Annotated in this window: 21 protein-coding genes; 13 read left to right on the forward strand and 8 right to left on the reverse strand. The window is 68.8% G+C overall.

Annotation, left to right across the window (positions count from 1 at the left end; all coding sequences use genetic code 11):
- Positions 1-7 precede the first annotated feature (7 nt).
- Positions 8-1,618, reverse strand: a complete 1,611-nt coding sequence (locus ACFV6H_RS31170) for a glycoside hydrolase family 20 protein (protein WP_385549002.1) — start codon at positions 1,616-1,618, stop codon at positions 8-10.
- A 199-nt stretch (positions 1,619-1,817) separates the two neighbouring features.
- Between ACFV6H_RS31170 and ACFV6H_RS31175 the strand changes: the two genes are divergently transcribed.
- The 9 genes from ACFV6H_RS31175 to ACFV6H_RS31215 all read left to right on the forward strand — a co-directional run bounded on the left by ACFV6H_RS31175 (position 1,818) and on the right by ACFV6H_RS31215 (position 8,985).
- Positions 1,818-2,789, forward strand: coding sequence for a 2-oxo-4-hydroxy-4-carboxy-5-ureidoimidazoline decarboxylase (locus tag ACFV6H_RS31175; protein ID WP_385548892.1), 972 nt, complete (start codon positions 1,818-1,820; stop codon positions 2,787-2,789).
- A 189-nt stretch (positions 2,790-2,978) separates the two neighbouring features.
- On the forward strand, positions 2,979-3,359 hold the full coding sequence (gene sdhC, locus ACFV6H_RS31180; RefSeq protein ID WP_079124857.1) for a succinate dehydrogenase, cytochrome b556 subunit: 381 nt from the start codon (positions 2,979-2,981) through the stop codon (positions 3,357-3,359).
- Positions 3,360-3,369: 10 nt separating this feature from the next.
- Complete coding sequence (locus ACFV6H_RS31185; protein ID WP_384792565.1) at positions 3,370-3,864, forward strand: succinate dehydrogenase hydrophobic membrane anchor subunit; 495 nt, start codon at positions 3,370-3,372, stop codon at positions 3,862-3,864.
- Positions 3,865-3,887: 23 nt separating this feature from the next.
- On the forward strand, positions 3,888-5,642 hold the full coding sequence (gene sdhA / locus ACFV6H_RS31190) for a succinate dehydrogenase flavoprotein subunit (RefSeq protein WP_384981742.1): 1,755 nt from the start codon (positions 3,888-3,890) through the stop codon (positions 5,640-5,642).
- Positions 5,642-6,400 (forward strand): succinate dehydrogenase iron-sulfur subunit, encoded by a 759-nt coding sequence (locus ACFV6H_RS31195; RefSeq protein ID WP_066944320.1) that lies wholly within the window; start codon positions 5,642-5,644, stop codon positions 6,398-6,400. Before sdhA ends, ACFV6H_RS31195 begins: the two co-directional genes overlap by 1 nt.
- A gap of 124 nt (positions 6,401-6,524) precedes the next feature.
- Positions 6,525-7,133 carry a hypothetical protein gene (locus tag ACFV6H_RS31200; RefSeq protein ID WP_385548898.1) on the forward strand — a complete coding sequence of 203 codons (609 nt, stop codon included), beginning with the start codon at positions 6,525-6,527 and terminating at the stop codon, positions 7,131-7,133.
- Positions 7,134-7,318: 185 nt separating this feature from the next.
- Positions 7,319-7,771, forward strand: coding sequence for a hypothetical protein (locus tag ACFV6H_RS31205; RefSeq protein WP_385548901.1), 453 nt, complete (start codon positions 7,319-7,321; stop codon positions 7,769-7,771).
- A 6-nt stretch (positions 7,772-7,777) separates the two neighbouring features.
- Positions 7,778-8,191 (forward strand): thiol-disulfide oxidoreductase DCC family protein, encoded by a 414-nt coding sequence (locus ACFV6H_RS31210; RefSeq protein WP_385548904.1) that lies wholly within the window; start codon positions 7,778-7,780, stop codon positions 8,189-8,191.
- 29 nt (positions 8,192-8,220) lie between these two features.
- The gene (locus tag ACFV6H_RS31215) at positions 8,221-8,985 is read left to right on the forward strand and encodes a TetR family transcriptional regulator (RefSeq protein WP_385549005.1); all 765 of its coding nucleotides are present in this window, start codon (positions 8,221-8,223) and stop codon (positions 8,983-8,985) included.
- 21 nt (positions 8,986-9,006) lie between these two features.
- Here the strand turns inward: ACFV6H_RS31215 and ACFV6H_RS31220 are convergent, their stop codons facing one another.
- Positions 9,007-11,478 carry an MMPL family transporter gene (locus ACFV6H_RS31220; RefSeq protein ID WP_385548907.1) on the reverse strand — a complete coding sequence of 824 codons (2,472 nt, stop codon included), beginning with the start codon at positions 11,476-11,478 and terminating at the stop codon, positions 9,007-9,009.
- A gap of 160 nt (positions 11,479-11,638) precedes the next feature.
- Between ACFV6H_RS31220 and ACFV6H_RS31225 the strand changes: the two genes are divergently transcribed.
- Together ACFV6H_RS31225 and ACFV6H_RS31230 are read left to right on the forward strand one after the other, a co-directional pair.
- The gene (locus tag ACFV6H_RS31225; protein ID WP_385548910.1) at positions 11,639-12,349 is read left to right on the forward strand and encodes a response regulator transcription factor; all 711 of its coding nucleotides are present in this window, start codon (positions 11,639-11,641) and stop codon (positions 12,347-12,349) included.
- Positions 12,350-12,387: 38 nt separating this feature from the next.
- Entirely contained in the window at positions 12,388-13,869 is a 1,482-nt protein-coding gene (locus tag ACFV6H_RS31230) for a sensor histidine kinase (protein ID WP_385548913.1), read from the forward strand.
- Positions 13,870-13,889: 20 nt separating this feature from the next.
- Here the strand turns inward: ACFV6H_RS31230 and ACFV6H_RS31235 are convergent, their stop codons facing one another.
- From ACFV6H_RS31235 to ACFV6H_RS31245, 3 genes are all read right to left on the reverse strand, one after another.
- Positions 13,890-15,443 (reverse strand): ABC transporter substrate-binding protein, encoded by a 1,554-nt coding sequence (locus ACFV6H_RS31235; RefSeq protein WP_384981713.1) that lies wholly within the window; start codon positions 15,441-15,443, stop codon positions 13,890-13,892.
- Between the two features lie 181 nt (positions 15,444-15,624).
- Positions 15,625-16,941 (reverse strand): metallophosphoesterase, encoded by a 1,317-nt coding sequence (locus ACFV6H_RS31240; protein WP_385548916.1) that lies wholly within the window; start codon positions 16,939-16,941, stop codon positions 15,625-15,627.
- A gap of 93 nt (positions 16,942-17,034) precedes the next feature.
- Complete coding sequence (locus tag ACFV6H_RS31245) at positions 17,035-17,280, reverse strand: SCO4848 family membrane protein (RefSeq protein WP_385548919.1); 246 nt, start codon at positions 17,278-17,280, stop codon at positions 17,035-17,037.
- A 175-nt stretch (positions 17,281-17,455) separates the two neighbouring features.
- On the opposite strand from ACFV6H_RS31245, the gene ACFV6H_RS31250 reads away from it, so the two are divergent.
- The gene (locus ACFV6H_RS31250) at positions 17,456-18,742 is read left to right on the forward strand and encodes a D-alanyl-D-alanine carboxypeptidase family protein (RefSeq protein ID WP_385548922.1); all 1,287 of its coding nucleotides are present in this window, start codon (positions 17,456-17,458) and stop codon (positions 18,740-18,742) included.
- Here ACFV6H_RS31250 and ACFV6H_RS31255 read toward each other — a convergent pair.
- Entirely contained in the window at positions 18,690-19,685 is a 996-nt protein-coding gene (locus tag ACFV6H_RS31255) for a YihY/virulence factor BrkB family protein (RefSeq protein WP_385548925.1), read from the reverse strand. The genes ACFV6H_RS31250 and ACFV6H_RS31255 overlap by 53 nt on opposite strands.
- A 169-nt stretch (positions 19,686-19,854) precedes the next feature.
- On the opposite strand from ACFV6H_RS31255, the gene ACFV6H_RS31260 reads away from it, so the two are divergent.
- Complete coding sequence (locus ACFV6H_RS31260; protein ID WP_385548929.1) at positions 19,855-20,634, forward strand: decaprenylphospho-beta-D-erythro-pentofuranosid-2-ulose 2-reductase; 780 nt, start codon at positions 19,855-19,857, stop codon at positions 20,632-20,634.
- 38 nt (positions 20,635-20,672) lie between these two features.
- On the opposite strand, the gene ACFV6H_RS31265 is transcribed toward ACFV6H_RS31260, so the two are convergent.
- Both ACFV6H_RS31265 and trpS read right to left on the reverse strand, forming a co-directional pair.
- The gene (locus tag ACFV6H_RS31265) at positions 20,673-21,269 is read right to left on the reverse strand and encodes a 2'-5' RNA ligase family protein (RefSeq protein ID WP_384792523.1); all 597 of its coding nucleotides are present in this window, start codon (positions 21,267-21,269) and stop codon (positions 20,673-20,675) included.
- Between the two features lie 266 nt (positions 21,270-21,535).
- Positions 21,536-22,549 carry a tryptophan--tRNA ligase gene (trpS, locus tag ACFV6H_RS31270; protein ID WP_385548933.1) on the reverse strand — a complete coding sequence of 338 codons (1,014 nt, stop codon included), beginning with the start codon at positions 22,547-22,549 and terminating at the stop codon, positions 21,536-21,538.
- Between the last annotated feature and the right edge of the window lie 35 nt (positions 22,550-22,584).

Raw genomic sequence — 22,584 nt, forward strand, 5'->3', positions numbered from 1 at the left:
CCCCCGCTCAGGCCGGGCCGCCCACCTTCCTCGCGAGTGCCGTGAATCCGCTCCAGTTCAGCGACGGCTTCGCCGGATTCCACAGCTTCTGCGTCAGCGCGGCCAGCGGCAGCCGGATCCCGCGCGCCACCTGGTCCTCGGTCTGCGCGTTCGGGAAGTCGCTCCAGACCGCGAGCCGTCCGCCGAGGATCTGCTTCGAGTACTTGGCGTCGACCGGTTTCGTACCGCGCAGCACCAGCGGCGTCCACTGCTCGTAGATCCGCTGACCGGTCGGATACATGAAGTTGTTCGGCTGGCCGAGCACGTAATAGAGGTACTCGTCGTTGAGGTTGACCACCGGCCGGCCCTCGTCCAGATACTCCACCGGCTGCCGCGCCCCGATCTCCCGGCCCGTCCAGTACTCGATCTCCAGGTCCTTGTCCGCCTGGACGACTCCGTCCCGGAAGACACCGTCGTTCCACACCTTGTTCGTCCGCTTGAGCTGGCGCATCGTCGCGGCGCGGTCGTTCGTCCAGCCCGTCGTCAGATCCTGGATCCGGCCCTGGCTGCCGTACTTCTGCACCGCCAGCGCGGCCAGCTTCGGATACGACGCCTCGGGATCGGCGACCACCAGCGCCTGGTACTCGTCCCCGCCGAGATGCCAGAACCGGCCCTTGAAGAGCCCGGCGAACTCACGCAGCAGATCGTCGATGAGCCGCGCCGAGGCGGGCTGCGAGATGTCGATCGCGCCCTTGGTGGCCACACCGTCCGCGTTACGGAGCTGGAGCGAGGGATACGCGGCCAGCACCGCGCCGAGATGTCCCGGCGAGTCGATCTCCGGGACGACCGTGATGTGCAGCCGGTCGGCGAGGTCCAGGATCTTTCTGACCTCGGCCTTGGAGAGATGCTGCTTGGAGACGATCTCGGGATGGGTGGTGGACTCGATACGGAAGCCCTGGTCGTCGGAGAAGTGCAGCCCGAGCATATTGAGCTTGAGGTCGGCCATCTCGCGCAGCCGGTTCTCGATCCAGCCCGGCGTGTAGTACTTGCGCGCGATGTCGAGATTCAGCCCGCGCTGCGGCCGGCCGGGACTGTCCTCCACTACGCCTTCGGGCATCACCGCGTCCGCGCGCAGCGACTGCTTGAGCGTGCGGGTGCCGTAGAAAACACCGGCCTGATCGGGTCCGGTGATCCGCACCTGACCGCCGCTGGTGGTGAGGGTGTACGACTCGGCGGCGCCGCTGCCGCTCTTGAGGGCCAGTTCGACATCGCCGGCGCCGGCGGCGGCCGTACCGCGGTAGGCGATCTTCAGCTCGTCGGCCAGCAGCTTCCCTTCGTCGGCGAGGCCCTCGCTGCCGCTCGCTATGACGACACCGCTGCCGGCGGACGGCTTCCAGCCGGGTCCGCGGGCGGCCGTGTACTTGCGTACGGAGGGAATGACACGCGGCGCCGAGGAGAGCGGGTACGTGCCCGAGGGCGAGGGCGCGGCGGCGAGTGAGGAGCGTGCGGAGGAGGCGCGGTCCGAGGAGTCGGCGCCGTCGGAGGAGGCGGCGGCGACGCGCGACGACTCCGATCCGTCCGTCGCACCCGCGCTCCCGCTGCCGGAGTCACAGGCCGCCATCGTGGCGGCGGCGGCCATGGCGACCACTGCGCCGACTGTCCGATGACGCCGAGCATGCCGAGCACGCCGAGTACTCCAGAAACGCCGGGATATTCGCATCACTCCGCAACCTCCCACAGAGGGCCAGGTGCACCCCCGACACCGCGAAAGTGCGGCGCACTTACGGCGAAGGTCCCACGGCGGCGTCCATCCCGCGCGGGGAAACTCTCCCATCCGGGTGAAAATCGCGCATCCGTCGGACGTACCCCGCGGCGCGTCGATAGCGTTACGGCGCATCCGCCTCTTCCGGCCCAAGCGTCACACGGGCCGGTCCGACAGCCCACCGGCCGGCCCAACAGGCCCACCCGGTCGGCTCAACCGACACCCTGGCAGCGTCAACCGACGTACCACTTCTCACGTCTGTCCTTACGTCCCCACCTCGCCCGCTTCTGCCCTTACGTTCATACGTTCGGCCGCCACTGCGCCGACCACCGCCCATGACCACCGCCCACCACCACCACCGCCCGCCGCGTTCGAGGAGCCCCCGCTGTCCAGCGCATCCCACGCCGGCCACCCGAACGGCCTCCACCGTTTCAACACCGCCGCGCCACTCGCCGCCGAAACCGCGCTGCTCAGCTGCTGCGGCAGCCGTCGCTGGGCCCAGCGGCTCGCCGCGCACCGCCCGTACCCGGATCTCGACACCCTGCTCGCGGCAGCCGACGAGGCCAGCTACGACCTCTCCCAGGCCGACCTCACCGAGGCGCTCGCCGACGAGTCGTCCTCGGGCCCGCCGCACAGCGCGCCGCCCGCCGCCCGTACCGCCCTGCGCGCCGCGCACGCCGCGTACGAGAGCAGCTTCGGCCACGCCTTTGTGATCAGCCTCGACGGCCACCGGCCCGAGGAGTATCTGGACGAGGTGCTCGCGGGCATCCGCACCCGGCTCTCCCACGAGCCCGACCACGAGCGGGCCGTCGCCGCGGACGAGCTGCGACGGCTCGCCCGGAGCCGGATCGCGCTGCTGATCGCCACGCCCAGGGAGCCGGGGTACATCGGACCGGACGACACCGGGCCGGGCGGTACCGACCGCGCACCCGGCCATACACCCCATGTCCCACAAACCAGCTATACAGCCCATACGAGCTATGCAAGCCAAACGAGCCATTCGGGATGCGGCCCCTCCGGAGCCGGGCTCTCCGGGCCGGCCCGATAGCCCGTCCGTGGCTCTTTGATTGCCTGTTTGATCACACCTACGGGCCCCCGGGCGGAGGAACCGACAACACGTCGCTACCATGGCCAGGGCCGGTGGACCGTACCCGGCCGGGCGCGACCGACACCACTGTGCTTATTGAGTAGAAGATGGCGGCCGGCTCTTCGATCACCGCTCCCGGAGGGTTTTTCCGTGCCGGCTGGAACGCTGTACCGCGGCCGGGAAGGAATGTGGTCCTGGGTGGCTCATCGAGTCACCGGCGTCCTCATCTTCTTCTTCCTGTTCGTACACGTGCTGGACACCGCTCTCGTCCGTGTCTCTCCCGAGGCCTACGACGATGTCGTAGCGACCTACAAGAACCCGGTCGTCGCACTGCTCGAGTACGGCCTTGTGGCCGCCATCCTCTTCCACGCGCTCAACGGCCTGCGTGTCATCGCCGTGGACTTCTGGTCCAAGGGCCCGCGCTACCAGAAGCAGATGCTCTGGACCGCCGTGGGTATCTGGCTCGTCCTGATGGTGGGCGCCCTCTACCCCGTGCTCGGCCACGCCGCGCGCCAAGTCTTCGGGAGCTGAGAGTCCGCCCATGTCTACCAACAACACAGTCGCCGACAGCACCACCTCTGCGATCAGTGACGTCGAGGGCGAGAGCCTGTACGACGCCGACTTCCCGGCTCCTCTCATCGAGGCGCCGCGCAAGCGGACCGGCAAGACTCCGAAGTCGACCCGCGGCAACTTCGAGATGGCCGCGTGGCTCTTCATGCGCCTCTCCGGTGTCGTACTGGTCGTCCTGGTCATCGGCCATCTGATCATCCAGCTCGTACTGGACGGTGGAGTGTCCAAGATCGGCTTCGCCTTTGTGGCCGGCCGCTGGGCCTCGCCGTTCTGGCAGGTCTGGGATCTGCTGATGCTGTGGCTGGCGATGCTGCACGGCGGCAACGGCCTCCGTACGGTCATCAACGACTACGCGGAGCGCGCCACGACGCGCCTGTGGCTCAAGGGCCTGCTGTACACCGCCACGGTGTTCACCATCCTTCTCGGCTCGCTGGTGATCTTCACCTTCGACCCGAACATCCGCTAAAGCCGGGGCTGACGAGACTCACTATGAAGATCCATAAGTACGACACCGTCATCGTCGGCGCCGGTGGCGCCGGTATGCGCGCGGCCATCGAGTCGACCAAGCGCAGCCGTACCGCAGTGCTGACGAAGCTCTACCCGACCCGGTCCCACACGGGCGCCGCGCAGGGCGGTATGGCCGCCGCGCTCGCCAATGTGGAGGAGGACAACTGGGAGTGGCACACCTTCGACACGATCAAGGGCGGCGACTATCTGGTCGACCAGGACGCCGCCGAGATCCTGGCGAAGGAGGCCATCGACGCGGTCCTCGACCTGGAGAAGATGGGCCTGCCGTTCAACCGGACGCCGGACGGCACCATCGACCAGCGCCGCTTCGGCGGCCACTCCCGCAACCACGGCGAGGCGCCGGTCCGCCGGTCCTGCTACGCCGCGGACCGTACGGGCCACATGATCCTCCAGACGCTGTACCAGAACTGCGTCAAGGAGGGCGTGGAGTTCTTCAACGAGTTCTACGTCCTGGACCAGCTCATCACCGAGGTCGACGGCGTCAAGACGTCCGCCGGTGTGGTCGCGTACGAGCTGGCCACCGGCGAGATCCATGTCTTCCAGGCGAAGTCCGTGATCTACGCGTCCGGCGGCACCGGCAAGTTCTTCAAGGTGACCTCCAACGCGCACACGCTGACCGGTGACGGCCAGGCCGCCTGCTACCGGCGCGGACTGCCGCTGGAGGACATGGAGTTCTTCCAGTTCCATCCGACGGGCATCTGGCGCATGGGCATCCTGCTGACGGAGGGCGCCCGCGGTGAGGGCGGCATCCTCCGCAACAAGGACGGCGAGCGCTTCATGGAGAAGTACGCGCCCGTCATGAAGGACCTCGCCTCCCGCGATGTGGTGTCCCGGTCCATCTACACGGAGATCCGTGAGGGCCGCGGCTGCGGTCCCGAGGGCGACCATGTCTATCTGGACCTCACGCACCTCCCGCCGGAGCAGCTCGACGCCAAGCTGCCCGACATCACCGAGTTCGCGCGGACCTATCTGGGCATCGAGCCGTACACCGACCCGATCCCGATCCAGCCGACCGCGCACTACGCCATGGGCGGCATCCCGACCAATGTCCAGGGCGAGGTCCTCGCCGACAACACGACGGTCGTGCCCGGTCTGTACGCGGCCGGCGAGGTCGCGTGTGTCTCCGTGCACGGCGCCAACCGTCTGGGCACCAACTCGCTGCTGGACATCAATGTCTTCGGCCGCCGGTCCGGTATCGCCGCCGCCGAGTACGCCCTGAAGAACGACTACGTCGAGCTGCCCGAGAACCCGGCGGCCCAGGTCGAGGCGCAGGTCGAGCGGCTGCGCGCGTCCACCGGCAAGGAGCGCGTCGCCACACTGCGCCTTGAGCTCCAGGAGTGCATGGACGCCAATGTGATGGTGTTCCGTACGGAGCAGACCATCAAGACGGCCGTCGAGAAGATCGGCGAGCTGCGTGAGCGCTATCTGAACGTGTCCGTCCAGGACAAGGGCCGGCGCTTCAACACGGATCTGCTGGAGGCGATCGAGCTGGGCAATCTGCTCGATCTGGCCGAGGTGATGGCCGTGTCCGCGCTCGCCCGCAAGGAGTCCCGCGGCGGTCACTACCGCGAGGACTACCCCAACCGTGACGATGTGAACTTCATGCGCCACACCATGGCGTACCGCGAGGTCGGCGACGACGGCAACGAGTCCATCCGTCTCGACTACAAGCCGGTCGTCCAGACCCGCTACCAGCCGATGGAGCGTAAGTACTGATGGCTACACCCGTACTGGACAAGGTCGAGGCGGAGTCCGCCGCCTCTCCGTACATCACGGTCACGTTCCGGATCCGCCGCTTCAACCCCGAGGTCTCCGACGAGGCCCAGTGGCAGGACTTCCAGATCGACATCGATCCCAAGGAGCGGGTGCTCGACGGTCTCCACAAGATCAAGTGGGAACTGGACGGCTCGCTCACCTTCCGGCGCTCCTGCGCGCACGGCATCTGCGGCTCGGACGCGATGCGTATCAACGGCCGTAACCGGCTGGCGTGCAAGACGCTGATCAAGGACATCAACCCGGACAAGCCGATCACGGTCGAGCCCATAAAGGGACTCACGGTCCAGAAGGACCTGATCGTGGACATGGAGCCGTTCTTCCAGGCGTACCGCGATGTGATGCCGTTCCTGGTCACCTCCGGCAACGAGCCCACGCGGGAGCGGCTCCAGTCCGCCGAGGACCGCGAGCGCTTCGACGACACCACCAAGTGCATCCTGTGCGCCGCGTGCACCTCGTCCTGCCCGGTCTTCTGGAACGACGGCCAGTACTTCGGTCCCGCCGCGATCGTGAACGCGCACCGCTTCATCTTCGACTCGCGTGACGAGGCCGCGGAGCAGCGTCTGGAGATCCTCAACGACAAGGACGGTGTGTGGCGTTGCCGCACGACGTTCAACTGCACGGACGCCTGCCCGCGCGGTATCGAGGTCACCAAGGCGATCCAGGAGGTCAAGCGCGCGCTGATCACGCGTCGCTTCTGAGCGCGTCCGCTCCTCTGAGCGCGTTCGCTCCAAGGGCCCGTTTCTGTGGGGAAGTCCATTCAGAAGCGGGCCCTTCCTGTGCCAGGATCGGTGGTGCATTCGGGACCAGGGGAAGCGGGGAGAGATGACGGAGCCGAATCCGTACGCGGACGGGGAGTACACATGGGGGCCGCCGCCGCAGTCGCCGGGCCCGGGGCCGGTAACTGGGCCGGGAGCGACCGGAGGGCCGGGCGCACCGGGCACGCCGGAGTACGACTTCCCCAATCCCACGCTCATCGACGGCGGATCGGGCTCGATGCCCGGCTACGGCCACCCGGGCGCCACGCCCCCGCCCGGCTACGGCTATCCGCAGGCCGGCGCCCCGTATCCCGTACCGATGGGCGGCGGCACACCGCTGGTGTCGATAGGTGACATCACCGTGCTGCCCGACTCGATCGTGACGCCGTCGGGCACGCTGCCGCTCAAGGGCGCGGTCTGGAACGCGACGGACATGTCCCGTACGGAGGAGAAGATCCCGGCGTACGCCATCGTCCTGGCGATCGTCTTCTTCCTCCTCTGTCTGGTCGGTCTGCTCTTCCTGCTGATGAAGGAGAAGACGACGACCGGCTTCATCCAGGTCTCCGTGACCAGCGGCGGCACGCACCACTCGACCATGATCCCGGCCAACCACCCGGGCGCCTTCCACGCCGTCATGGGCCAGATCAACTACGCCCGCTCGCTGAGCGCCATGTGACCGACTGACACAGCCATGTGACTGACTGACACAGCTTCACCATCGCGTCCGGCGCCGGGAACTCCCCGGCGCCGGACGCGTTTTCGCTGCCCTCCGCCGCCCGCCACGCCGGCTTGAACATGTTCAAAAACAGGGCTACAGTCCATGACATCAGCTTTTGAACGTGTTCAAAGGGAGGGTGGGGGATGGACCTCACTGTTGTCGCGTATGTGGTCTACCTGCTGATCAGCGTGGCGCTGACCGTGTGGGTGGCCCGGACACTGAGCAGAAACGGGCGGATCTTTCTCGCCGATGTGCTCCAGGGGGACGAGAAGCTCGCGGACGCCGTCAACCATCTGCTGGTGGTCGGCTTCTATCTGGTCAACCTCGGCTTCGTCGCGCTCTATCTCAAGAACGCCGACGCCGTCGAGAACGCCCGCGGGCTCTTCGAGGCGCTCTCGGTGAAGATCGGTGTGGTGCTGCTCGTGCTCGGAGTGATGCACCTCGGCAATGTCTATGTGCTCAACAAGATCCGGCGGCGCGGAATCATGGAGCGCGAGCAGCGGCCTCCGGTGCCGCCGCAGGGCTGGACGGGACCGGCCGACAAGGGTCCTTGGGCCGGTCCGGCCGCTCCGGCCGCTCCGGCCGCCGGAGTGTGAGCGGCCATGACCGGGACCGAAGTCCGCACGCCCGTGCACCGGTTGACCGTGCTGTACGACGCGCAGTGCCCGCTCTGTGTGCATGTACGGCACTGGCTGCTGCGCCAGCGTCAGCTCGTACCGATCGAGCTGGTGCCGGCCGCCTCGCAGGAGGCGCGGCAGCGCTATCCGGACCTCGATCACGGCTCCACGCTGAAGGAGATCACCGTCATCGGTGACCGGGGCCAGATCTACCGGGGTACGGCCGCCTGGATCGTCTGCCTCTGGGCCCTGGCCGAACACCGGCCCAAGGCCCACTGGCTGGCCACTCCGGTCGGCGCTCCCTTCGCCAAGGTGACGGTGCTCGCCGCCGCGAAGTACCGGGAGCTGACGGCGGCGTCCTGCGACGAGGCGTGCGAGGTGCCCGCTCCGTCGCATTAGGCTCGGGCACTGTGAAGGACGAGAACGCTGTGAAGGACGCGCAGGACGCCGGAAACCCCAGGGCCACCGGCAGATCCAAGGCCCCGGTCGCCAAGAGCGAACAGACCCGCACGCTCATCCTCGAAACCGCGCTGCGGCTCTTCCAGGAGCGCGGTTACGACAGGACGACCATGCGGGCCATCGCCCAGGAGGCCGGTGTCTCCGTGGGGAACGCGTACTACTACTTCTCGTCCAAGGAACATCTCGTCCAGGGCTTCTACGACCGGATCGCCGCCGAACACCGGGTGGCGGTCCGGCCGGTGCTGGACCGTGAGACCGATCTCGAAGCGCGGATGGCGGGCGTGCTGAAGGTCTGGCTCGACATCGCTTCGCCGTACCACGAGTTCGCCGCGCAGTTCTTCAAGAACGCGGCGGATCCCGAGAGTCCGCTGAGCCCTTTCTCCCCGGAGTCGGAACACGCCCGCGACGCCGCCATCGCCGTCCACCGCGAGGCACTGGCCGGCTCCAAGGCAAAGGTCGCGGACGAACTGGCCGACATACTCCCCGAGTTGATGTGGCTCTCGCAGATGGGACTCGTTCTCTACTGGGTCTTCGACCGCTCGGAGAACAGCGCCCGCAGCCGCCGACTGGCAGAGCGCGGCGCCCTGCTGACCGCACGAGGCGTCGCGCTCTCCCGGTTCCGGGTGCTGCGACCGCTCGTCCGCGATGTGCACGAGCTGTTCACGGACTTCCTCCCGGGCATGGCGGAGGCGGCGGCCTCGCGCAAGGCGAGGACCAGACCCGACCGTACCTGACGCTCCGTCAGTTCGACCCGTTCAGTTCACCGCGTCCACGGCCGTCTCCTCCAGGACCAGATCGTGTACGGTCGGCTCCTCGCCGATCACGATATGCCGCGTCTGCGACTCGTAGCCGGGAGCTGTCACCGTCATCGCATACGGTCCGGGCGCCGGGGCCGCGAGGATGTAGGAGCCGTCTGCCAGGGACTCCACGCGGTCGAGCTGCCGGCCGGCCGGAGTGAGCAGGGTGAGTGTGGCCGAGCGGACGGGCTCGCCCTCGGGCGACCGTACGAAACCGTGCACCGCCGTCGCGTGAGTCGGACCGGAGGTCGTGCCCGGAGTCGCTTCGGGCATCTTTCCGGGCGCTGGCGTCTCCTCCGCCGGCTCCACCGCCAGATGCGGCAGCCGCTTGTCCAGCCACTGCGGCAGCCACCAGTTGGACCGTCCCAGCAGATGCATCGCCGCCGGTACCAGCGCCGTACGGAGGATGAACGCGTCCAGCGCGACCGCCGCCGCCAGTCCGATGCCCGCCATCGCGCCCTCCAGGTCACCGCTGAGCACAAAGGCGCTGAAGACACAGATCATGATGAGCGCCGCGCAGTTGATGACCCGGCTGGTCTCGGCGAGTCCGACCCGGACCGCCCGCGCGTTGTCGCGTGTGTGCACCCACTCCTCGTGCATCCGGCTGACCAGGAAAACCTGGTAGTCCATCGACAGACCGAACAGCAGCGACAACATGATGACCGGCAGGAACGCGGTGATCGGTCCCTCCTTGCCGATACCGAGCAGCTCCGTGCCCCAGCCCCACTGGAAGACCGCCACCAGCACACCGAAGGACGCCGCCGCCGCGATCAGATTCATCAGCGCGGCCGTGAGCGGTACGACCAGCGAGCGGAACGCGACGAGCAGCAGCAGGAAGCCGAGCCCGATGATGGCGGCGACAAACGCGGGCAGCCGCTCGCCCGTGACGGCCGCGAAGTCCTTGAACGTGGCGGTGACTCCGCCGACATGGACCTCAAGACCGGACTCCGGGACGATGTCGTCGCGCAGCCGGTCGATCAGTTCGTCCGTCTGCTCCGACTGCGGTGAGGTCGTCGGCACCACCTGGATCACCGCGACGGAGGCTTCCGGCGGTGTCGGCAGCGCCGTCGCCATGGCCACGCCTCGCTCCGTACGGACGCGCTCGACAAGCCCGTCCACGGCGGCCCTGTCCTCGGCCGTACCGCCGACCTCGGCGACCAGTTGCAGCGGCCCGTTGAAGCCCGGGCCGAAGCCCTCGGCGAGCAGGTCGTACGCCTGCCGTGTCGTGGTGTCCTCGGGATGGTTGCCCTGGTCCGTCGCGCCGAGCCGCAGCGACAGCAGCGGGACCGCCAGAGCCGCCATCACGGCGAGGGCGACCACCGCGACCGCCCTCGGCCGCTTCTGCACGGTGGCCGACCAGCGGGCGGCCAGTCCCTTCGCCTCCTCCGACTCCGGTCCGCTCGCCGCCAGCCGGGCGCGCTGGCGCCTGCTCAGCACCCGCTCGCCCAGAAGCCCGAGCAGCGCGGGCAGCAGAGTCACCGCGGCCAGCACGCTCAGCACGACCGTCAGCGAGGTCGCGATGACGACTCCGTCCAGGAAGCGCATCCGCATCACCAGCATCCCGGCGAGCGCGATACAGACGGTGCCGCCCGCGAACAGCACCGCGCGGCCCGAGGTGTTGAGCGCGAGGACCGCCGCGTCCTCGGGCGCCCGGCCGCGCAGGATGTTCTTGCGGTGCCGGGTGACGATGAAGAGCGCGTAGTCGATACCGACGCCGAGACCGATCAACGAGCCCAGCAGCGGCGCCACTTCGGGTACGTCGGTGACATGGCCGAGCAGTCCCGTCGACAGCATGCCCGTGCCGACGCCGAAGACGGCCACGACGATCGGCAGCAGCATCGAGAACACCGAGCCGAAGGCGAGGAAGAGCACGACCGCGGCGGCCAGAATGCCGACGCCCTCGGCGATCCCGGTCGGCGGCTCCTGGATGCGGGTGATGGCCTGGCCGCCCACCTCGATCTGGAGCCCGGCGCGCTCGGCGTCCCGTGCGGTGTCGACGACGTCCTGGACGAGTTCCTTCGGTACGGCGTTGGCCTGTTCGGCGAAGGTGACCTGCGCGTACGCGATCCGCCCGGTCTCGCTGATCTGGCCGGCCGCCGCGTCCGTACCGTACGGGCTCCGGACCTCGCCGACGCCCGGCATCGCCGCGATCGCGCTCAGGGCCGGCTCGATCCGCTCGCGTACGGAAGCGTCCCGTACCGTCCCGGTGTCCACGCGCCAGACCACGGTGTCCGTGTCGCCCGAGCGCTCCGGGAAGGCCTGTGCCATCCGGTCGTACGCCTCGGTCGAGTCCGTGTCCGGCAGTGTGAACACATCCGAGTAGTTGCTGCCCGCGGTGGTGCTCGCGGCCCCCAGGCCCAGCAGCGCCGCCACCCACAGCACCAGCACCACCGCCTTGTGCCGGTAGCACCAGCGTGCCCATGCCTCCACGATGTCCGCCCCTCTTCTTCGGTCGCTTCCCGGCCGTCCCGCCGGCCGGATCCCAGAATCGGTCCGCGACGAGACGTACGGCGTGGCGCGGCCATGACTCACAAGGAACTCCCAAGCGGCCGGCGGTGCCCGAGGCGAGCGCGGTGCGGATACTGGGGGCATGACAGCTGGGGACGGGACGGCAGCGGCGGCGACCGTGCTGGTCGTCGAGGACGAGCCGAGCATCGCGGACGTCCTCGCCATCGCCCTGCGGTACCACCGGTTCGAGGTGGTCTCCGCCGGGAGCGTGCGGCAGGCCGCGGAGGCGGTACGGCGGACGCGGCCCGATGTGGCGCTGCTCGATGTGATGCTGCCGGACGGCGACGGCCGTGAGATCGGCCGTCAACTGCGCGAGTGCCACCCGGAGATCGCGGTGGTCTTCATCACCGCGCGGGACGCGCCCGCCGAGATCGTCGGCGGCCTCGGGCTCGGCGACGACTACATCACCAAGCCGTTCAATGTGGACGAGGTGATCGCCAGGATCCGGGCGGTGCTGCGCCGTACGCGGCCCGCGGACCGGCTGCCCGCCCGGCCGCCGCTGCGCTACGCGGATCTGGAGCTGGACGAGGCGACGTACACCGTGCGCAGGGCGGGCCGGCCCGTGGATCTCACGCCCACCGAGTACGCGCTGCTGCGTTTCCTGGTGCGCAACGCCGGTTCCGTGGTGACGAAGGAGCAGTTGCTCCGTCATGTCTGGCGGTACGAGCACGCGGCCGAGTCGACCGTCGTGGAGACGTACATCAGCTATCTGCGCCGCAAACTCGATCCGCTGGGACCGCCGTTGATCACCACGCGCCGAGGTGTGGGATACGGCCTGGCGAGCCCGGCGTGAGCCGGACCGGGCGTCCGCACCGCACACCTTCGCGACGAATGCGTCCGCACCGCACGCATTCGCTGCGGACCAGGCTCACTCTCGTCAATGTGCTGCTGCTCGCCCTCGGGATCACCGTCGCGACCGCCGTCAGCCTCTTCGGGCTCCGGCACTATCTGCTCGGCGCCATCGACTCCGAGCTGACCGGCTCGCGCGAGGGCCTTCAGCGCAGCGGGATCACCATGAAGCAGATCGAGTCCCTGAGCGCGCTCGCGGCGGTACGGGACATCCTCGCGCCCGGCGACTCGGGCGCGAGCAATCTACCCAAGCCCGACACGGTCTTCGTGGTCGTCGACGCCTCCGGCAGACCGCTGTTCTTCGCCGGGATCATGCCGAGCGAGCGCCAGCGGGCGCTGGCCGTGGCGGTCGAGGATCCGGTGGCGGCGGCCCGTTACGACACCGCGCGCGATGTGGACGTGGACGGCGAGCCGTACCGGACGACGGCGGCCCAGCTCGCTGACGGCTCGGTGGTCCTGCTCGCGAAGTCCACCAAGACCGTCCACCAGAGTCTCCAGCGCGCGCTCAAGCTGGATCTGGCCTTCGGGACGCTGCTGCTGGTCCTGCTCGCGGTCATGACGCTGATGAGCGCGGGCCGTACGCTGCGCCCGCTGGAGGACATGGTGGAGACCGCGTCCGCCATCGCCGAGGGCGATCTGACGCGCCGGATACCGGGCCGTCACGACACCATCGCGGAGACCGAACAGCTGCGGCTCGCGCTCAACTCCATGCTCCAGCAGGTCGAGTCGGCGTATGTGACACGCGAGCGTAGCGCCGCCCAGCTCCGCCGGTTCGTCGCGGACGCCTCGCACGAGCTGCGTACACCGCTCGCCGCGATCCGCGGCTATCTCCAGCTCTACGCCCGCGGGATGCTGCGCGAGCGGGCCGAGCGTACGCGCGCCCTGGCCCGGATGAACGCGGAGGCGGACCGGATGGGCCGGCTCGTCGACGAGCTGCTGACGCTGGCCCGGCTGGACCAGCGGCCCGAACTGCGGCTGCGGCCGGTGGATTTGAGCCGACTTGTCAGGGACGCGGCGGACGATCTGCGCGCGCAGCAGCCGGACCGTACGGTCGAGGTGGCGGCGGACGGGACGATGCTCGTCCAGGGCGACGAGTCGGGGCTGCGGCAGGTCATCGGGAATCTGCTGACGAACATCCGCGTCCACACTCCGGTGGCCGCGCCGGTGACGGTGGAGCTGGCGCGCTCGAAGTGCGGTGAGGTACGGCTTCGTGTCGCGGACCAGGGCCCTGGGATGGAAGGCGCCGACGCCGACCGTATCTTCGACCGCTTCTTCCGGGTGACGGGCGGCACGGGCGGCGGCAGCACCAGCGGCAGCGACACAGACGGGAACGGCAACGGCAGCGGGCTCGGCATGTCCATCGTGCAGGCGGTGGTGGCCTCGCACGGCGGCGAGGTCACGGTGGAGACCGCGCCGGGCGCGGGCCTCGCGGTCACGGTGACGCTGCCATGCCCGTCACCGTGACCACTCAAGGAAGGGGACCGTCAGAGCCAGCCCAGTGCCCACAGCCGCCAGAGGCCCGTACCGTCCGAGAGATACTGCGAGCCCGTGATGTCCTCGGTGCTCAGCACATAGTCCTTCTTCTGCCACAGCGGCAGGACAGGCACATCCGCCGCCACCACCCTCTGGAGCGTCCTGAAGTCCTGCGAGGCGCGGGCCCGTTCGCTGTACTGCTGCGTCGACTCGATCAACTGGTCGACCTGCTCGCTCGCATAGCCGTTGTGCAGCGTGGACTCACGGCCGACCAAGGGCTGTACGAAGTTGTCCGGGTCCGGGAAGTCCGGGAGCCAGCTCACGCAGTACGCGTCGTACTCGCCCTGGGAGTAGCCCTTCTGGAACTCCGTCCACTCCTTCTCTACGATCTTCACCTTGAACAGCCCGGTGGCTTCGAGCTGTTTACGCAGCTCCGCCGCCTCCGGCGCCGCCGAACCGCCCTGCGCGTGGGCGAGCGTGAACCGTACCGGCGTCTGCACTCCCGCGTCCGCGAGGAGTTGCTTCGCCCGCTCCGGGTCCGGATCCGGATAGGAGTCGAAGAAGGGCGTGGTGTGCGAGGTGATGCCCTGCGGGATCAGCGAGTAGAGCGGATCGACGGTCGAGTCGTAGACGCCGGTGACGATCTCGGCCCGGTCGACGGTCGCGGCGATCGCCTTGCGTACCGCCTTGTCGGCCAGCGGCGAGCCCTCACGGACATTGAAGACGAGATTGCGGATCGCGGCGCTCTCGGACTCGTTGACGCGGATGCCGTCGTTGCCCGCGTCCAGCCCGGCGATCAGCGACGGCGGGAGCTGGCGGTGCGTGACATCCACCGTACGGGCCTTCCAGGCGGCGGCCAGTTGGTCCGACGTCTCGAAGTAGGCGATGTCGATGGGGCCGCCGGTCTCGTCGACCGCGCCGTGGTAGCCGGGATTGGGCACGAGATGGGCGCTGGAGCCCGGTGTGTAGGCCGTGAGGATGTACGGGCCCGAGCCGTCGGCCTCGAAGCCCGCGCGCAGCACATCCGCCGGATAGCGGGTGCGGTCCACGATCGAACCGGCTCCCGTGGCGACCTTGAGCGGGAAGGTCGCGTCACGCGAGGTGAGGTTGAAGGTGACCGTCAGGCCCTTCGCCACCACGGACTTGAGCGTGGTGAAGAGGGACCGCGGACCGACGTCCGACTTGATCGTCAGCACCCGGTCGAAGGAGTACTTGACGTCCTCGCCGGTCATCGCGCGCCCGCTGGGGAAGCGCAGATCGTCGCGGAGCTCGCAGCGGTAGGTCCGCAGCTCCGTTCCGACGAAGGCGCACTCCCGGGCTGCGTCCGGCACGGGCGTGACCGAATCGGGTTTGAACGTCAGCAGGGATTGGTAGATGTTGCTGAACAGCGCCCAGGATCCCGCGTCGTAGGCGCCCGCCGGATCGAGCGACGTGACCACGTCGGTCGTTCCGACGGTGATCGGTTTCTGCTCGGCCGGATCGGACGGAAGCAGTTGCCAGCCGCCCACTCCCGCGACGACCAGTACCAGACATGTGATGAGTATCCGCATACGGATCGACCGCATCGCTGTGCCCCTCTATCACGCCCACCCCTGACCGTGATGGCGCTCACCCAACCACAAGGGAAAGACGCGTGTAAGCCAAATCGCGTGTCTCACAGGTAACGGTCGTGAACGCTCATCCGGGACGCAGGGGACGTCCGGAAGAGCCGGCCGCGGTGGCGCGGCCGACCTCCTCCGGCGGTTCTCAGGCCTGGCGTGACGCGAGCTGTACGAGGGTGATGTCGGAGGGCGCTCCGACCCGTACGGGCGGGCCCCAGGCGCCCGCGCCGCGCGTTACGTAGAGCTGGGTGTCGCCGTACCGCTCCAGACCGGCCACGGTCGGATTGGCCAGCTCGGCAAGGTAGTTGCCCGGCCAGAGCTGGCCGCCGTGCGTGTGTCCGGAGAGCTGGAGATCGACACCGTGGCGTACGGCGTCATCGATGACGACGGGCTGATGGGCGAGGAGTACGGACGCCCTGGCCCGGTCGCGGTCGCCGAGCGCCTTCTCGAAGTCCGGGCCCGAGCCCTCGCTCTCGCCCGCGACATCGTTGACACCGGCGAGATCGAAGCCGGAGATCTCCACGCGCTCGTTCTCCAAGGGCCGCAGCCCGAGCTCGCGTACATGGTCGACCCAGGCGGCGGCGCCGGAGAAGTACTCGTGGTTGCCGGTGACGAAGAACGCGCCGTGCGGTGCCTCCAGAGCGGCGAGCGGCTCCGCCGCCGGGCCCAGATCCTCGACGCTGCCGTCCACCAGGTCACCGACGACCGCGATCAGATCGGGACGGGCGGAGTTGATGGTGTCGACAATGCGCTGGGTGTGGGCACGGCCCAGGATCGGGCCGAGATGGATGTCGCTGACGACGGCGATACGGAAGCCGTGGGCGCTGCGCGGAAGTCTGGCGAGCGGTACGGTCACGCGCTTGATCCGCGGGCCGCGCAGCACGCCGTAGGTGCCGTAGCCGACGGTGGCGAGCGCGGCGGTCGCGGCGGCGCCGCCGACGACACGGGAGACGAAGAGTCGGCGGGAGGGCGAGGCGCTGGCGGCGGTGCCGGTAGCGCCGGTGGTTCCGGTAGCGCCAGTGTCGGTGTCCGGACGGGCGGCCTGATCGTCGCGCGGACCGTCACCGTCGGATATCCCGAGGCCGGCTCCGGTCGAGGCTCCGACGGTGACCAGGTCCGCCGCCGGCTCACGCGCCGTCTCCCTGCGGTCCATCAGACGCCTCAGCAGCGGCCGTACGGCCTCGCCGACCACCAGGGCCAGCACCAGATACAGCAGCACCGCGAGCCACAGGAAGCCCGGCCAGGCCAATACCTGCTGGAGCCAGAACGGCGTCGCGGACCGTCCCGCGCTCACTCCGGCGACGGACAGTAACGGCAGTACGACGATGGCGACGGTGCCCAGTCTGCGGACCGTACCGCTCGACTCCGTCGTGTCGCGCACCAGGCGCCGCCACACGAACCAATGCGCTCCGACGAGCAGCGCCACGACGGCGAGCACCGTCAGAACGACCACGACGACCACGAACGGTCCCCCTTATCCATGTCTGTGTTTGTTGGCGGTATTGGCGGTATTGCGGCATTGGCGATATTGGCGCTGACGGCGGTTTCCGGCCGGTCAGCGCTGTTCGCGTCTGAGCGCGCGTACGCCACGGAACCCGATCGCGCCCACGGCCGTCCCCAGAAGGAAGGACGCGATGGCGAGCAGCAGGTGCACCCAGAAATAGCCCGTCGGATCACCGGCGTCGTCGAAAGCGAGTCCGCTCCCGTCCTGCCAGAGGTTCTTGACGAAAGTGATCCAGATGAACCAGCTCCACACCCCGAACACGAGCAGGAACCAGGACACGGGGCGGCTGAGCTTCATGGATTCAGTATCACCGGCGTTCTCCGGGCGGCGGCAACGGGGTCCTGGGGCCGGGCGGCCGGAACGGGCCGAAGTCAGGCCAAAGGTGCAGGACGTTGGGCCGGTACGGCGGAGGGAGCGGCGGTTCACCACGCCGGTGTCGGAATTGAACTCGTCACAATGTACGTTTCCGATCGTGTCCGCTTTGAAAAAGACCGCATTGACGGTCCTCGCCGCCGCATTGCTACCCATTCTGACCGCTGTGCCCGCGTCGGCGGACACCAAGGCCGAGGGTCCCGACAAGGAGCCTCAGCCGCCGGCGTCGATGTCCAAGGTCGGCGGGGCCAGACTCAGCAAGGCGGGCACCCAGGTGAACCTCGGCGCCGGAGCCCCGGTCCTGCCCAAGAAGCTGAGCGGCAGGTCCTGGATCGTCGCGGACGCGGAGTCGGGCGAGGTGCTGGCCTCGCACAATGCCCACTGGCGGCTGCCGCCGGCCTCCACACTCAAGATGCTCTTCGCGGACACACTGCTGCCCAAGCTTCCCAAGACCAAGTCGTACAAGGTGAAGCCCAAGGACCTCGAACCCGTGGGCGCGGGCAGCAGCCTCGTCGGGGTCAAGGAGAATCTCTCGTACACCGTCCATGATCTGTGGCTCGGAGTGTTCCTGCGCTCGGGGAACGACGCCGTCCACGTGCTCGCGGCGATGAACGGCGGAGTCGCCAAGAGCGTGCAGGACATGCAGGAGCACGCCGAGGAGCTTCAGGCGCTCGACACGAATGTGGTCTCGCCCGACGGTTACGACGAGCCGCTCCAGGTCTCCAGCGCGTACGACCTCACTCTGATCGCCCGCTCGGGCCTTCAGAAGAAGGACTTCCGCGAGTACTGCGCGACCGCGACGGCCAAGTTCCCGGGCGAGCCGATCAAACCGGCGAAGGGCGAGAAGCCGGAGAAGGACAAGAAGGGCAAGCCGAAGCGCGAGTTCTTCGAGATCCAGAACACCAACCGGCTGCTCACCGGCGCGCCCGGGATCGCTCCGTACAAGGGCATCGCGGGTGTGAAGAACGGCAACACCACGCACGCGGGCGCGACCTTCACCGGCGTCGCCGAGCGGAACGGCAAGGTGCTGCTGGTCACGGTCATGAATCCGTCCTCGCACGAGGGCCAGGCGGTCTACCAGGAGACCACACGGCTGCTGGACTGGGGCTTCGCGGCGTCCGGCAAGGTGAAGCCGGTCGGGACGCTGGTGCCGCCGAAGTCGGCGGCGACGAACGTCTCGCCGACACCCACTCCGGTGGGAGCCGACGCGATCAAGGCCGCCGAGCAGGACAAGCCGCTCGCCGCGGCGAACAGCGGCGGGACGGGCGGTATCGGGACGGCGCTCGCACTGGCGGGCGGAGCGCTGATCGTGCTGGCCGGCGGTGTGTATCTGGTCAACCGGCGCTGGCCGCTCCCCGATCTCGTCCGGCGGCGTCCGCGCGAGTAGCGGCGTCCGCACGAGTAGCGCCGTCGCAGCGGGCCGGGCCGCCGCCGTCATAGGCGACGGCCTCGTCCTCGGCCGGAGTGTCCCTGTCAGGCGTCGCCGTCCAGGCGGCGCAGAACAGCAGCAGCTTCGCCGTGAAATTGATCCACAGCAGCAGCGCCACCGGCACTCCGAACGCGCCGTACGTGCTCTTCGCCGCCACGTCCTTGATATAGCCGCCGATCAGCAGCTTGAGCAGTTCGAAGCCGACGGCGCCGATGAGCGCGGCGACGAGAAGCCGGTGGCGCGCCGGCTGCACTTGAGGCAGCAGCGTCAGTACGTACAGCAGGATCATGAAGTCGGCTCCGACCGCCACCAGCAGTACGGCGGTCTGCAACACCGCTCCGCCCACGCCGCCCTCGGGAATGCCCAGCCGGGCGGCGGTCCAGCCGATGGCCGTGGAGCCGAAGGTGGAGGCGCCGAGCGAGCCCAGTCCGACCGCGCCGAGGCCCGCGAGCACCACCGCGTCCTTGGCCTTGAGCACGATCGGATTGCCCTTCTCGGCCTTGTCCAGCTCCCAGACGGCCCGCAGACACTCGCGCATCGAACCGATCCAGCCGATCCCGGTGAAGAGCAGCAGCGCGCCGGCCACCAGGCCGACCGTGCCGGCATTGGCCACCAGGGCGTCGATGTCGAGTTCGCCGGAGATACCGGGCACCTGCTCCTCGGCCGTCCGCTTGATCCGGTCGAGCCGGCCCTGGCTGAGCAGCGCGGCACCGATCGCCGCGCTCACGGTGATCAGCGGGAAGACCGCGATGAAGCTGATGAAGGTGATGGCGGCGGCCAGCCGTGTCCAGTGGACCCGGTCGAGCGTCTCGTACGAACGCCAGACATGCGTCCGCGCCAGCCGGTCCACGAGCGGGCCGATCCGCGGCCCGATCACCGGGATTCTCTTCAGCCAGTCCATGGTGGAGACCTACCCCGGGATCGGCCGACCAGTGTCGGACATCACCGGCCACCCATTCATACGAGTTCATACGAGCGCGACAGGAAAGCACGACAGGAAAGGCGACAAAGAATCCTTTACAGGGCGATACGGTCACCACCATATCTGCCGACCTCCAGGAGCAATCACCATGAAGGACGCCTTCGGCATCCCGCAGTCCCTGCTCGTCCTCGGCGGTACGTCGGAGATCGGGCTCGCCACCGCGCGCCGGCTGATCGCCCGCCGTACGCGTACGGTCCGGCTGGCGGGCCGTCCCTCCGCCGCCCTGGACACCGAGGCCGACCGGCTGCGGGCGCTGGGCGCGGACGTCCGTACCGTCGCCTTCGACGCCCTGGACACCGCCTCCCATCCGGAGGTGCTCGGAAAGGTCTTCGCGGAGGGCGACATCGACATGGTGCTGCTCGCGTTCGGGATCCTCGGCGATCAGGCGCACGACGAGGCCGATCCGCCCGCGGCCGTCCGTGTCGCGCAGACCAATTACACCGGCGCGCTCTCGGCCGGACTGGTGTGCGCGGGCGCGTTGCAGACGCAGGGACATGGCTCGCTGGTGGTGCTCTCGTCGGCGGCCGGTGAGCGCGCGCGGCGCGTGAACTTCATCTACGGATCGAGCAAGGCAGGCCTCGACGCGTTCGCCCAAGGGCTGGGCGACGCCATGCAGGGCACGGGCGTACAGGTGATGACCGTACGGCCCGGCTACGTACGGTCGCGGAAGACGGCCGGTCTTGGCGAGGCGCTGCTGGACAGCACCCTGGCCACCACGATGGCCACCACTCCGGAGGCGGTGGCGACGGCGATCGAGCTGGGACTGCGGCGCCGCTCGGAGACGGTGTGGGTGCCGGGGTCGGCGCGGGTGGTGATGTCGGCGCTACGGCATCTGCCGCGTCCGGTGTTCCGCAGACTGCCGGTCTGAGCGGATCGGCTCAAGTTGGAGCGTTCAGGGGTAGGAGCTCAGGGGCTCAGCGAGGCGGGCCCGACCGAGGTGTCCTGGCAGCCCTGGAAGGGCACTCCCGAGACCTCCTCGTCGCCGCCGAACGCGTACTCGTGCAGCTTGCGCCACACGCCGTCGGCGCCCTGCTCGTACAGCGCGAAGGAGGTGCAGCTCCAGGCCGCACCGTACTCGGACAGCTCCTCGTAGGCCCGGTCCATCGCCTCCTCGGCGATACCGTGCGCCACGGTCACATGCGGGTGGTACGGGAACTGGAGTTCGCGGACGAGCGGTCCCGAGCTGTCCCTGACGCGCTTCTGGAGCCAGGTGCAGGCCGACGCGCCCTCCACGACCTGGATGAAGACGACCGGCGAGAGCGGACGGAACGTACCCGTACCGGACAGCCGCATCGGGAAGGGCCTGCCCGCCGACGCGACCGAGGCGAGATGCGCCTCGATCGAGGGCAGCGCCGACGCGTCGACCTCGGTGGGCGGCAGCAGCGTGACATGCGTGGGAATGCCGTGCGCGGCGGGATCGCCGAAGCCCGCACGCCGCTCCTGGATCAGGCTGCCGTACGGCTCCGGGACCGCGATCGAAACGCCGAGCGTTACGGTCCCCACGTCGTTCTCCTCAGTCCGTGTGTCGTCCGTGTGATCGGGTGGTGATGGAGCAGGGCCACCGTCCGCCAGTGTGACGGTCGCACCGGCCGACTGGCCAGCGCTCGCCTCTCCGCGTACGCCGACCGACGGACGGAGCGGCCGTCCGTGTGTGGCCGCCGGCCCTTCATGGGCGGTGCCCGGCGGGCGGTCGGGCGCGCGACGGACAGCCCGTACGGCCTGTCCGTCGCGTCCGTGTCGCCCGTTCCGCCCGTGCCGTCCGTCCGGTCTCAGTGCTTGGCGGGCAGGAAGCCGACCTTGTCGTACGTCTGCGCCAAGGTCTCCGCGGCGACGGCGCGGGCCTTCTCCGCGCCCTCGGCCAGGATCGAGTCCAGCGTCTCCGGATCGTCCAGATACTCCTGGGTCCGGGTCCTGAACGGAGTGACGAAATCGACCATGACGTCCGCCAGATCCGTCTTCAGCGCGCCGTAGCCCTTGCCGACGTACTTCTCCTCCAGCTCCGCGACGGTCGTACCCGTGAGCGTGGAGTAGATGGTGAGCAGATTGCTCACGCCCGGCTTGGCCTCGGTGTCGAACCGGATCTCCGTGCCGGTGTCGGTGACCGCGCTCTTGATCTTCTTCGCGGTGGTCTTCGGCTCGTCGAGCAGATTGACCAGGCCCTTGGGCGTGGACGCCGACTTGCTCATCTTGATCGTCGGGTCCTGGAGGTCGTAGATCTTCCCGACCTCCTTGAGGATGTACGGCGCCGGGACCGTGAACGTGTGGCCGAAGCGGGCGTTGAACCGCTCGGCGAGATCGCGCGTGAGCTCGACGTGCTGGCGCTGGTCCTCGCCGACCGGCACGGAGTTGGCCTGGTAGAGCAGGATGTCCGCGACCTGGAGGATCGGATACGTGAAGAGGCCGACCGTGGCGCGGTCCGCGCCCTGCCTGGCCGACTTGTCCTTGAACTGCGTCATCCGGGAGGCCTCGCCGAAGCCGGTGATGCAGTTCATGACCCAGGCGAGCTGGGCGTGTTCGGGCACATGGCTCTGGATGAAGAGCGTGCAGCGCCGCGGATCGAGACCGGCGGCGAGAAGCTGGGCGGCGGCGAGGCGCGTATTGGCGCGCAGCTCGGCCGGATCCTGCGGAATGGTGATCGCATGCAGGTCCACGACCATGTAGAAGGCGTCGTGGGTGTCTTGCAGCGCCACGTACTGGCGCACCGCACCGAGGTAGTTCCCGAGGTGGAACGAGCCTGCGGTGGGCTGGATTCCGGAGAGTGCGCGCGGACGTTCTGAGGCCATGTCCACCATTCTCGCAGGTGCGACCGACCGCCGGT

Origin of the sequence: Streptomyces sp. NPDC059743, from assembly GCF_042732975.1 — a bacterium.
Lineage (GTDB): Bacteria > Actinomycetota > Actinomycetes > Streptomycetales > Streptomycetaceae > Streptomyces.